Here is a 12,556-nt window from a genome sequence, read left to right on the forward strand (position 1 = left end):
TGCTGCGGCCCTTCCGGCGGAGGATGGCGGGCGCCGTGGCAGCTACCTGCGCGTTCGCCGGATTCAACGTCGCAGCCCCGAAGTTCCTGGGCGACGCCACCGACGCAGTGGTTGATGGGCTGATGAGTGGCCGGCTGGACCAGGTCCGGCTGGCCGGGCTGCTGGCGCTGGTGGCGGGGATGTACATTTTCGCCTCGCTCTTCAACTGGATCCAGGGGGCGCTGACAGCACGCTCGGTGCAGGGCCTGATGTACGGGCTGCGCGAATCCGTCGCGGCCAAGCTGCACCGGCTGCCGGCGGGCTACTTCACGGACCGCTCCCGCGGCGACGTCCTGAGCCGGGCAACCAACGACATCGACAACATTGCCCAGGCCCTGAACCAGCTCCTCACCCAGCTGATTTCCTCCTGCCTGCTGCTGGTGGGTTCCCTGGCCATGATGCTCTGGATTTCCCCGCTGCTGGCGGTCATCGCCCTGGCCACCATCCCACTGTCCACCCTGGTCACCGTCCTGGTGGCCCGCCGGTCCCAGGCACAGTTTGACCGGCAATGGAATGAGACCGGCGTGCTGAACGCCCATGTGGAGGAGTTCATTTCCGGCCACGAGGTCATCAAGGCCTTCGGGTACCAGGACCGCGCCGCCGAGGTGTTCGGCCGCAGCAACGACCAACTGGCCCGCTCGGCCACCAGGGCCCAGTACTCGGCCGGAATGGTCCAGCCGCTGATGGTGCTGATTTCCAACCTGAACTACATTGCGGTGGCAGTGGTGGGTGCGCTCCAGGTGATTGCGGGCGCCATGACCATCGGCGGCATCCAGGCGTTCATCCAGTTCAGCCGGCTCTTCACCCAGCCTGTGGGGCAGATCGGCGGCCTCCTGAACCTCATCCAGTCCTGCGTCGCCTCCGCCGCCCGCGTTTTTGACCTCCTGGACGCCGGCGAAGTCCCCGGCCCCGCACAGCGCCGGGACAGCGGCCGCCCTCCGAACGCCCGCAAGGTACCGGACGGCCGCATCGCCTTCGAGAACGTCACTTTCGGCTACCCGGACGCTGCGCCGGCCGTCCGGAACCTGGCCTTCACCGTGGAGCCGGGCCAAACAGTGGCCATTGTGGGCCACACCGGCGCCGGGAAGACCACCGTGGTCAACCTGCTGCTGCGGTTCAGCGAACCCGGGTCCGGCCGGGTCACCATTGGCGGTGTTGACATCGCCACCCTGCCACCGGACAGGCTGCGGGAGCGGTTCGGTGTGGTGCTCCAGGACGCCTGGCTGTTCGCAGGCAGCATCCACGAAAACATCGCCTACGGCCGGCCCGGGGCCGCCCCGGCAGACATCCAGGCCGCGGCGGACGCGGCGCACGTGGACAGGTTCGTCAGGTCCCTGCCGGAGGGTTACGACACGATCCTGGAAAACGGCGGCGAGCCGCTTAGCACCGGCCAGCGCCAGCTGATCACCATCGCCCGCGCCCAGCTTGCAGGGCGCGAGATCCTGGTGCTGGATGAAGCCACCAGTTCCGTGGATTCCAGGACGGAGCTGCTGATCAGGCAGGCCATGAAGCGGCTGCTGCACGGCCGGACCAGTTTTGTGATTGCCCACCGTTTGTCCACGGTCCGGAACGCTGATCTAATTCTGGTCATGGACCACGGACGGATTGTTGAGCAGGGAACCCACGAGGACCTGCTGGCTGCAAACAGCTACTACACCGGGCTCTACCGCGCGCAGTTCGCTTCCCGCGAAATCCGGCCCGGAGTCCTGGAGCCCGGGCTGTGAGTCCCGACAACACCTTTCCCGGTACGTGGCTGCCCAACACCGCCAGCACCGTGGCGCTCTTCGACCAGCTCCGGCTCCAGATCATCCATCAGGTGGACAACGGCGCATTGGCGCCCGGGGCCAGGCTGCCCGCCGTCCGTGCACTGGCAAGCGCCCTGGACGTGGCACCGCACACCGTGGCCAGGGCCTACAAGGAGCTGGAGTCGGCCGGTGTGGTGGCCACCCGGGGGCGGAACGGCACCGTGGTGTGCGCGCCGGACGAACGCCTGGGCGGACTGTCCGCCGCAGCCGCAGCCTACGCAGCTGCTGCCAGGAGCCAGGGCGCCACTTTCGCGGAGGCCGTGAAGCTGCTGGCGGCGGCCTACGACGCCGGGTGAGCGCAGCATCACGTGGATATTCGAAGAAGTTTTCGATTAGCATTGGTAAGTGCCTAAAGCCGTAGCTGAAGAAACAGCCGTCCCCAACGATTCCACCGCCGTCGTCCCTGCTGCCTCCGTGCAGCGGCCGGACCTTTCCCGCCTGGTGGTGAAGGGCGCCCGGGAACACAACCTTCGCAACGTGGACCTTGACCTTCCCCGCGACGCCATGATCGTGTTCACCGGCCTGTCCGGATCCGGCAAATCGTCCCTGGCGTTCGACACCATCTTCGCCGAGGGCCAGCGGCGCTACGTGGAATCGCTGTCCGCCTACGCACGCCAGTTCCTGGGCCAGGTGGACAAACCTGACGTCGACTTCATCGAGGGGCTGTCCCCGGCGGTCTCCATCGACCAGAAGTCCACCAGCAAGAACCCGCGTTCCACGGTGGGCACCATTACCGAAATCTACGACTACATGCGCCTCCTCTGGGCCCGCGTAGGCCGCCCGCACTGCCCCGTCTGCGGCGAGCCCGTAGCCAAGCAGACGCCGCAGCAGATTGTTGACCAGCTCCTGGAGCTGGACGAAGGCACCCGGTTCCAGGTCCTGGCGCCGGTGGTCCGCGGACGCAAGGGCGAGTTTGTTGACCTTTTCAAGGAGCTGACGGCCAAGGGCTACTCCAGGGCCCGCGTTGACGGTGAACTCATCCAGCTCAACGAACCGCCCAAACTCGGCAAGCAGTACAAGCACACCATCGAGGTGGTGGTGGACCGGCTGGTGGTCAAGGATGGCATCAGCCAGCGGCTCACCGACTCCGTGGAAACCGCCCTGGGCCTCGCCGAAGGCCGTGTCCTGGCGGAGTTCGTGAACCTGGAGGCCGACGATCCCGCCCGGATCCGTGCCTTCTCCGAACACCTCGCCTGCCCCAATGAGCACCCGCTGGCCATCGACGAGATCGAGCCGCGGTCGTTCTCCTTCAACAACCCCTTCGGCGCCTGCGCGGCCTGCAGTGGCATCGGCACCCGGCTTGAAGTAGACGAGGAACTGATCGTCCCCAACGGCGAACTGTCCCTCTCTGAAGGTGCCATCGCGCCCTGGTCGCTGGGCACCGCCACCACCGAATACTGGAACCGGCTGCTCGAAGGCCTGTCCACGGAACTCGGGTTCTCCATGACCACCCCCTGGGAAAAGCTTGGCAAGGACGTCCGCCAGACGGTCCTGCACGGCAAGGACCACAAAGTGGTGGTGCAGTACAAAAACAGGTTCGGCCGCGAACGGAAATACAGCACCGGCTTTGAAGGTGCCATCCAGTACGTCCACCGCAAGCACGGTGAGACGGATTCGGACTGGGCCCGGGACCGCTACGAGGAATACATGCGGCAGATCCCCTGCCCCGCCTGCAACGGCGCCCGCCTCAACCCGGCGTCGCTGTCAGTGCTGATCAACGGCAAGTCCATTGCCGAAGTGGCGGCCCTTCCCATGCGGGACTGCTCCGAGTTCCTGAACAACCTGGTGCTGACCGGCCGCGAAGCCCAGATCGCACACCAGGTGCTGAAGGAGATCCAGGCACGCCTGACCTTCCTCCTGGACGTCGGCCTGGAGTACCTGAACCTGGAGCGGCCCTCCGCCACGCTGTCCGGCGGCGAAGCGCAGCGCATCCGGCTGGCCACGCAGATCGGTTCCGGCCTGGTGGGTGTCCTCTACGTCCTGGATGAACCCTCCATCGGGCTGCACCAGCGCGATAACCGCCGCCTGATCGACACCCTCACGAGGCTCCGCGACATGGGCAACACCCTGATCGTGGTGGAACACGATGAGGACACCATCCACGTGGCCGACTGGATCGTGGACATCGGGCCCGGCGCCGGGGAGCACGGCGGCCAGGTGGTCCACTCGGGTTCCTACCAGGACCTGCTGGCCAACACCGAGTCCCTGACCGGCGATTACCTCTCCGGCCGCAAAAAGATCGACGTACCCAAAAAGCGCCGCAAGTATGACCGCAAGCGGGAACTTAAGGTGGTGGGCGCCCGCGAGAACAACCTCATCAACGTGGACGCGGCCTTCCCGCTGGGCCTCTTCACGGCCGTGACCGGGGTCAGCGGCTCCGGCAAGTCCACCCTGGTCAACGAGATCCTCTACAAGGTGCTGGCCAACAAGCTCAACGGCGCCAAGCAGGTGGCCGGCCGGCACAAGAGCGTCCAGGGACTTGAGCACCTGGACAAGGTGGTCCACGTGGACCAAAGCCCCATCGGCCGCACCCCGCGCTCCAACCCCGCCACCTACACCGGCGTGTTCGACAACATCCGCAAGCTTTTCGCCGAGACCACTGAGGCCAAGGTCCGCGGCTACCTTCCCGGCCGGTTCTCCTTCAACGTCAAGGGCGGCCGCTGCGAAGCGTGCTCGGGTGACGGCACCCTGAAAATCGAAATGAACTTCCTGCCGGACGTCTACGTCCCCTGCGAGGTCTGCCACGGCGCCCGGTACAACCGGGAAACCCTGGAAGTCCACTACAAGGGCAAAACCATCGCCGATGTCCTGAACATGCCCATCGAGGAAGGCGCCGAGTTCTTCGCGGCGTTCACGCCCATCGCCCGGCACCTGAGCACCCTGGTGGACGTGGGCCTGGGCTACGTGCGGCTGGGCCAGCCTGCCACCACACTGTCCGGCGGCGAGGCGCAGCGCGTCAAGCTTGCCGCGGAACTCCAGAAGCGGTCCAATGGCCGGAGCATCTACGTCCTGGACGAGCCCACCACCGGCCTGCACTTCGAGGACATCAGGAAACTGCTGATGGTCCTGCAGGGACTGGTGGACAAGGGCAACACCGTGATCACCATCGAGCACAACCTGGACGTCATCAAGAGTGCCGACTGGGTGGTTGACCTGGGTCCCGACGGCGGTTCCGGCGGCGGCCAGATTGTGGCCACCGGAACACCCGAGCAGGTGGCCAAATCGACCACCAGCCACACAGCGGCGTTCCTGGCGGAAATCCTCGGCTGATCCGGCGGAAGTATTCCGGTATCGGCATGGGAGTTTCAGGCATGAGTGCTGTCGTGAGAAACTAACCCGGTGACTCAAACAACAGTGCCCGTGATCTTTGACCTGGACGGCACTCTTGTCGATCCGGCCGGCGGCATCACCGACGGAATTGCCGCCGCCCTGGGCGGGCTGGGACTTCCGGTCCCGGCCCAGGACCTGCTGGAGGCCATGATCGGCCCCAAGCTCAGTGATTCCCTGCTGAACGTAGCCGGCGTACCCGAACACCTGCTGGACCAGGTGATCACCCGGTACCGGCAGTACTACGTGGCCACGGGCATCGGCCAGGGCCGGGTCTACCCGGGGGTCCGGGAGCTGCTGGGCGCCTACGCGGCCGCCGGCCGGCCGGTGGCAGTGGCAACCCAGAAGCCGCAGGGGCTGGCGCGCACCGTGCTGGCGCACCATGGCCTGGACGGGTACTTCAAGGGCATCCACGGTTCCGCGGATGACGAAACGGCAGTGGCCGGGGTCCCGCTGGGCAAAACCGAAATCATCGCGGCTGCCTTGGCTGACCTGGGCACGCACCACGCCATCATGGTGGGGGACCGGGCGCAGGACGTCGCCGGTGCCATCGCCAACGGCCTTGACTGCATCGGTGTTGCCTGGGGATTCGCGCCCGACGGCGAGCTGGACCTTGCCGGGGCAGTGGCCGTGGTGCAGGACGCCGACGCCCTGGCCGCCGCCGTCGACCGCCTCGAGTCCATCCACTCCGCCGCCATGAGTGAGGTGACCAACGATGGAAATGTTTGACGCCGTCCGCTGGACCACCCGCACCCTGATCGGCGGCTCCTGCCGGCCCACCGTCATCGGGCTCGAAAACGTGCCCACTGACGGGCCGTTCATCGTGGCGCCGAACCACCTGTCCTTCTTCGACAGCGTTATTGTCCAGGCCCTCATGCCCCGGCCCGTCGCATTTTTCGCCAAGGCCGAGTACTTCACCACGCGGGGCGTCAAGGGCCGCGTGATGAAGGCCTTTTTCGAATCCGTCGGGTCCATTCCCGTGGAACGCGGGGAGCAGGCAGCCAGCGTCCAGGCCCTCAAAACGCTGATGGACATCCTGGAGGCCGGCAAAGGCATCGGCATCTACCCGGAGGGCACCCGCTCCCGCGACGGCATCCTGTACCGCGGCCGCACCGGTGTGGGCTGGCTGGCGCTGACCACCGGTGCACCCGTGATCCCGGTGGGCCTGATCGGCACCGAGAACCTGCAGCGCGCCGGGGAGAAGGGTGTCCGGCCCCAGCATTTCACCATGAAGGTGGGGGAGCCGCTGTACTTCGATAAAACCGGCCCGGACCACTCTTTGCCGGCCCGCCGCCAGGTCACGGACCGGATCATGGACGCCATCGCCGAACTCAGCGGACAGGAACGCTCCACCAGCTACAACCAGAGCAAGATCGCCGAGTAAGCCTGCCCGGGGGCACGGCGGTGTCCCCGGCACCCGCCGGGCCTCAGTAGACTGGACAGGTGGCAAATCCAGCAAGTTACAGGCCCCGGACGGGAGAAATCCCCATAAACCCCGGTGTCTACCGGTTCCGCGATCCGCACGGCAGGGTCATCTACGTTGGCAAAGCCAAGAACCTCCGCTCACGCTTGAACTCGTACTTTGCCAACCCGGCGGGCCTGCCGGCCAAGACCTACGCCATGGTCCATGCCGCCAGCAGCGTCGAATGGACGGTGGTGGGCAGCGAGCTCGAATCGCTGCAGCTCGAGTTCACCTGGATCAAGGAATTCAAGCCCCGCTTCAACGTGGTGTTCCGGGACGACAAAACCTACCCGTACCTGGCTGTCACCCTCAGCGAGAAGTATCCCCGCGTCCAGGTGCTGCGCGGCGACAAACGCAAAGGGACCCGGTATTTCGGTCCCTACACCGCCGGTGCCATCCGGGAAACCATGGACACTTTGCTGCGGGTCTTCCCCGTCAGGAGCTGCAGCGCAGGCGTCTTCAAGCGCGCCGAAGCCAGTGGCCGGCCCTGCCTGCTGGGCTACATCGACAAGTGCTCGGCGCCGTGCGTGGGCAGGATTTCACCGCAGGACCACCGCGCGCTGGCCGAGGACTTCTGCGCGTTTATGGGCGGCGAAGCGAAACGGTTCACGGCCAAGCTGGAAAAGCAGATGCAGGCCGCAGTGGCGGAGCTGGACTACGAACACGCAGCACGGCTCCGCGACGACATCACCGCCCTCCGGAAGGTCTTTGAGCGCAACGCCGTGGTACTGGCGGAGGAGACGGACGCCGATATCTTCGCCCTGCACGAGGACGAACTGGAAGCCGCCGTGCAGGTCTTCCACGTCCGCGGCGGACGCATCCGCGGCCAGCGCGGCTGGGTGGTGGAAAAGGTGGAGGACTTCAGCACCCCCGACCTCGTGGAGCACCTGCTGCAGCAGGTCTACGGCGAGGATGGCGACACCCATGGCCGGCTGCCCCGCGAAGTCCTGGTCCCCGTGGAACCCAGCAATGCCGGTGACCTGGCTGAATGGCTGGCCGGGATCCGCGGCGCCAAGGTGGACATCCGGGTGCCGCAGCGCGGGGACAAGGCAGCCCTGATGTCCACCGTGCGGGAAAACGCCGAACATGCCCTGCGGCTGCACAAAACCCGCCGGGCCGGTGACCTCACCGTCCGGTCGCAGGCCCTGCAGGAACTCCAGGAAGCCCTGGACCTGCCCGTGGCCCTGCTGCGGATCGAATGCTACGACGTCTCGCACGTCCAGGGCACCAACGTGGTGGCCTCCATGGTGGTGGTGGAGGACGGCCTGCCCAAAAAGTCGGACTACCGCAAGTTCGCCATCACCGGCCCCGCGGCCTCCGACGATACGGCCGCCATGCACGACGTCCTGACGCGCCGCTTCCGCTACTACCTCCAGGACAAAACAGCCCAGGTCACCGAGGCGGCCCTGGCCCCGGCGGCCGTCCCGGCACCGGCTGCCGGCGAGGAAGCGGCCGGCACGGAAGCGGCCGGCACGGAACACGCCCCGGAAACCACCACCACAGTGGACGACTCCACCACCCCCGCCCCGCGGAGCAAATTCGCCTACCCGCCCAACCTGGTGGTGGTGGATGGTGGCAAGCCCCAGGTCAACGCCGCCGCGCGCGCCCTCGCTGACCTCGGCGTCGACGACGTGTACGTGGTGGGCCTGGCCAAGCGGCTTGAAGAGGTGTGGCTGCCGGACAGTGACTTCCCGGTGATCCTGCCCCGGACCTCGCAGGGCCTGTACCTCCTGCAGCGGATCCGCGACGAGGCGCACCGGTTCGCCATCACCTTCCACCGGCAAAAGCGGGGAAAGGCGATGACGGTGTCCGCCCTGGACGCCGTTCCGGGCCTTGGTGCCGCCAAACGCAAGGCCCTGCTGGCCCACTTCGGGTCCGTCAAGGCCATCAAGGCCGCGACGGCCGCTGAACTGACCGGAGCGAACGGGGTTGGCCCGGCCCTGGCCGGTGCCATCATGGCCCACTTTGCGGCCGGCGGCACTGAGGCTCCGGACCTGCCCGCCATCAACATGACCACCGGCGAAATCCTCGAAACTTAGCTAGGGTAAAGTCCGGGGGTTTCCGCCGCGGCGGCCGCCCCACGTGATAACTACAGGAACGGGGCGGACCTCATGGCAGACACAACAGCGGAATCCGGAGCGGGGGACGAGGGGCTGCAGCCCGTCAAGCCGCTTGAAGCGGAGCTGCTGGTGGTCACGGGGATGTCCGGCGCGGGCCGGAGCACCGCAGCTGACGCACTTGAGGACCACGGCTGGTACGTGGTGGAAAACCTTCCGCCGCAGATGCTTGGAACCCTGGCCGAACTGGTCTCGCACGCCCCGCAGTCCATCCCGCGGCTGGCCGTGGTGATCGACGTCCGCAGCAAGGGCCTGTTTGCGGATATCCGGGCCGCGCTGGGGGCACTGGCCGCCAGCGGGGTGGCCTTCCGCGTCCTGTTCCTCGATGCCAGCGACAACGTCCTGGTCCGCAGGTTTGAACAGGGCCGCCGGCCGCATCCGTTGCAGGGCGGCGGCCGGATCCTTGATGGTATTGCCGCCGAACGGGAGCTGCTCCAGGAACTGCGCGACAGCTCCGACGTCGTACTGGATACCAGCGGTTACAACGTGCACGGCCTGGCCACGGCCATCACTGAACTCTTCAGCGAGACCGGTCCGGTGGCGCTGCGCCTGAATGTGATGAGTTTCGGCTTCAAGTACGGCCTGCCGGTGGACTCCAACTACGTGGCCGACGTCCGGTTCATCCCCAACCCGCACTGGGTCCCGCAGCTGCGTCCGCTGACCGGCCTGGACCAGGGCGTCAGCGATTACGTCCTCGAAGCGGAAGGCGTCAAGAACTTCGTGGACCGCTACGTGATGGCCCTCGAGCCTGTCCTGGACGGTTACCGCCGCGAAAACAAGCACTACGCCACCATCGCCGTGGGCTGCACGGGCGGCAAGCACCGCTCCGTCGCTGTCGCCGTGGAGCTTTCCAAAAAACTTGCTCAATACCCCAGGGTCACGGTGACCACCACCCACCGGGACCTGGGCCGCGAGTAATGGCACTGTTCACGGGCGCACTGCCGCTTGTCCCCGTCCCTGCCGGCTCGGCCGCAGCCCAGCAGGACAAGGGGCCCAACGTGGTGGCGCTGGGGGGCGGGCACGGGCTGTCAGCCTCCCTGTCCGCCTTACGCCTGCTCACCTCGGAACTGACGGCGATCGTCACGGTGGCGGACGACGGCGGGTCTTCCGGGCGCCTGCGTGAAGAGTACGGTGTCCTCCCGCCGGGAGACCTGCGGATGGCCCTGTCCGCGCTGTGCGACGACACCGACTGGGGCCGGACCTGGCGGGACGTGATGCAGCACCGGTTCCAGCCCGGCAAAGGCACCGGCGGCTCCCTGGACGAGCACGCCATGGGCAACCTGCTGATTGTGACTCTTTGGGAACTGCTGGGCGATGCCGTGGCCGGACTCACCTGGGCAGGCGCCCTGCTGGGCGCCCGCGGCCAGGTGCTGCCCATGTCCACGGTTCCGCTCACCATAGAAGGTGATGTCCGGGTGACCGCGCCGAACGGCGAGACGGCCCTCAACACCGTCCGCGGCCAGGCCCGCTGCGCCGTGGCAGGTTCCCTGGAACAGGTCCGGCTGCTGCCCGTGGACGCACCGGCCTGCGTGGAGGCCCTTACGGCCATTGAGCTGGCGGACTGGGTCATCCTGGGCCCGGGGTCCTGGTACACGTCCGTGCTGCCGCACCTGCTGCTCCCCGAAATGCGGCAGGCCCTCTGCGACACGCCGGCAAAACGCTGCCTCACCATGAACCTCGCCACAGACACCAAGGAGACCTCCGGCATGAGTGCGGCGGACCACCTGCACGTGCTGCGGCGTTACGCCCCGGACTTCAGCGTGGACGTTGTCCTGGCCGATCCGGCGTCCGTCCCGGACCGGAAGGAGTTCGAGAAAGCAGCCGGGATGATCGGTGCCGAGGTGGTCTTGGGTAAAGTAGGGGCGTCGGGACGCCGGCCCGTCCATGATCCGCTGCGTCTCGCGACGGCGTACCAGGACATTTTCGGGAACAGTTAGGAAGGTGCCATGGCACTGACAGCATCAGTCAAGGAAGAACTGTCCCGTCTGGACATCAAAAAGTCATCAGTCCGCAAGGCTGAGGTCTCGGCGATGCTCCGCTTCGCCGGCGGCCTGCACATCATTTCCGGCCGGATCGTGATCGAAGCGGAAGTGGACCTGGCGTCCACCGCCCGACGCCTCCGGGCCGCCATCGCTGAGGTGTACGGCCACCAAAGCGAAATCATCGTTGTTTCAGCAGGCGGCCTTCGCCGTGCCAGCCGGTACGTGGTGCGTGTAGTGCGCGACGGCGAGGCGCTGGCCCGCCAGACCGGGCTCCTCGATGGGCGTGGCCGCCCCGTGCGCGGGCTGCCGTCCGCCGTCGTCAACGGCTCCGCGGCCGACGCGGAAGCTGTGTGGCGGGGCGCGTTCCTGGCCCACGGCTCCCTCACCGAACCCGGCCGGTCCTCCTCACTGGAAGTCACCTGCCCCGGTCCCGAGTCCGCGCTGGCCCTTGTTGGCGCCGCACGGCGGCTGGACATCCAGGCCAAAGCCCGCGAAGTGCGGGGCGTTGACCGGGTGGTGATCCGTGACGGCGACACTATCGCCGCGCTGCTGACCCGGATGGGCGCCCACGACGCCCTGATGGTCTGGGAAGAACGCAGGATGCGCAAGGAAGTCCGCGCCACCGCCAACCGGCTGGCCAACTTTGACGACGCCAACCTCCGCCGCTCCGCCCAGGCCGCCGTGGCCGCCGGCGCCCGCGTGGACCGGGCCCTGGAAATCCTTGGTGACGATGTCCCGGACCACCTCAAATACGCCGGCGAACTCAGGGTGGCCCACAAGCAGGCAAGCCTTGACGAACTGGGACGACTGGCTGACCCGGCAATGACCAAGGACGCCATCGCGGGCCGGATCAGGCGCCTGCTGGCCATGGCGGACAAACGCGCCCAGGACCTGGGCATTCCCGGTACGGACGCCAATGTGACGCCCGAAATGCTGGACGAGTGAGCGCCCCCTAGAATCGGAAATGGCGTGACGGAAATATCCGGCCCCGGCTGCAGGTTAGGCCAAGGGGAGGGGCTTTCGTCACTGGAACGCCACCGCCGCAAGTTTCCGGGCGCCTGACGCCCGGATGCACAATCCAAGAAGTAGAAACCGGACCGAGAGTCCACGATATTGGAGGATTTTGTGACCGAGTACGTATTGCCGGAACTCAGCTACGACTACGCAGCACTGGAACCGCACATTTCCGCGCGGATCATGGAGCTGCACCACAGCAAGCACCACGCTGCCTACGTGGCCGGCGCCAACAACGCCCTGAAGCAGCTGGCAGAAGCCCGCGAAAAGGGCGACTTCGCCAACATCAACCGGCTCTCCAAGGACCTGGCCTTCCACACCGGCGGCCACGTCAACCACTCCGTCTTCTGGAACAACCTGTCCCCGGACGGCGGCGACAAGCCCGAAGGTGAGCTGGCAGCAGCCATCGACGACGCCTTCGGCTCCTTCGACGCCTTCCGCGCCCAGTTCTCCGCAGCAGCCCTTGGCCTGCAGGGATCCGGCTGGGGCTTCCTGGCCTACGAGCCCATCGGTGGCAACCTGGTCATCGAGCAGCTTTACGACCAGCAGGGCAACGTGGCGCTCGGCACCACCCCGCTGCTGATGCTGGACATGTGGGAGCACGCCTTCTACCTGGACTACGTCAACGTCAAAGCCGACTACGTGAAGGCCTTCTGGAACATCGTGAACTGGGCCGACGTCGCCAAGCGCTTCGAAGCAGCACGCACGAATGCAACGGGCCTGATCACCCTCCCGTAGTGATCCCTGCTACACATTCGTGTAACAAATCTCACAATCCGGTGCTTTAAGGCCGGGATGTGGACGGTCCGC

At 66.6% G+C, this 12,556-nt stretch carries 10 protein-coding genes; all 10 read left to right on the forward strand.

Annotated elements, in window-relative coordinates:
- The first annotated feature begins 23 nt into the window (after positions 1–23).
- Positions 24–1,763, forward strand: a complete 1,740-nt coding sequence (locus ACU18_RS06915; RefSeq protein WP_082178217.1) for an ABC transporter ATP-binding protein — start codon at positions 24–26, stop codon at positions 1,761–1,763.
- Positions 1,760–2,140 carry a GntR family transcriptional regulator gene (locus ACU18_RS06920; protein ID WP_050684800.1) on the forward strand — a complete coding sequence of 127 codons (381 nt, stop codon included), beginning with the start codon at positions 1,760–1,762 and terminating at the stop codon, positions 2,138–2,140. Before ACU18_RS06915 ends, ACU18_RS06920 begins: the two co-directional genes overlap by 4 nt.
- Positions 2,141–2,189: 49 nt before the next feature.
- The gene (uvrA, locus tag ACU18_RS06925) at positions 2,190–5,114 is read left to right on the forward strand and encodes an excinuclease ABC subunit UvrA (protein WP_050684801.1); all 2,925 of its coding nucleotides are present in this window, start codon (positions 2,190–2,192) and stop codon (positions 5,112–5,114) included.
- 69 nt (positions 5,115–5,183) lie between these two features.
- A complete protein-coding gene (locus tag ACU18_RS06930; RefSeq protein WP_050684802.1) occupies positions 5,184–5,900 on the forward strand; it encodes an HAD family hydrolase in 717 nt (238 codons plus the stop codon).
- Positions 5,887–6,555, forward strand: coding sequence for a lysophospholipid acyltransferase family protein (locus tag ACU18_RS06935; protein ID WP_050684803.1), 669 nt, complete (start codon positions 5,887–5,889; stop codon positions 6,553–6,555). Before ACU18_RS06930 ends, ACU18_RS06935 begins: the two co-directional genes overlap by 14 nt.
- Positions 6,556–6,614: 59 nt before the next feature.
- Positions 6,615–8,672 (forward strand): excinuclease ABC subunit UvrC, encoded by a 2,058-nt coding sequence (gene uvrC / locus ACU18_RS06940; protein ID WP_050684804.1) that lies wholly within the window; start codon positions 6,615–6,617, stop codon positions 8,670–8,672.
- A 72-nt stretch (positions 8,673–8,744) separates the two neighbouring features.
- Positions 8,745–9,668: an RNase adapter RapZ gene (rapZ, locus tag ACU18_RS06945; RefSeq protein ID WP_050684805.1), complete on the forward strand. Its 924-nt coding sequence runs from the start codon at positions 8,745–8,747 to the stop codon at positions 9,666–9,668.
- Positions 9,668–10,687 (forward strand): gluconeogenesis factor YvcK family protein, encoded by a 1,020-nt coding sequence (locus ACU18_RS06950; protein ID WP_050684806.1) that lies wholly within the window; start codon positions 9,668–9,670, stop codon positions 10,685–10,687. The genes rapZ and ACU18_RS06950 overlap by 1 nt, the downstream gene beginning before the upstream one ends.
- Before the next feature lie 9 nt (positions 10,688–10,696).
- Complete coding sequence (whiA, locus tag ACU18_RS06955) at positions 10,697–11,677, forward strand: DNA-binding protein WhiA (RefSeq protein ID WP_050684807.1); 981 nt, start codon at positions 10,697–10,699, stop codon at positions 11,675–11,677.
- A 180-nt stretch (positions 11,678–11,857) separates the two neighbouring features.
- Positions 11,858–12,484, forward strand: a complete 627-nt coding sequence (locus ACU18_RS06960) for a superoxide dismutase (protein ID WP_050684831.1) — start codon at positions 11,858–11,860, stop codon at positions 12,482–12,484.
- Positions 12,485–12,556 lie beyond the last annotated feature (72 nt).

The organism is Arthrobacter sp. ZBG10, from assembly GCF_001238605.1.
Taxonomy (GTDB): domain Bacteria; phylum Actinomycetota; class Actinomycetes; order Actinomycetales; family Micrococcaceae; genus Arthrobacter.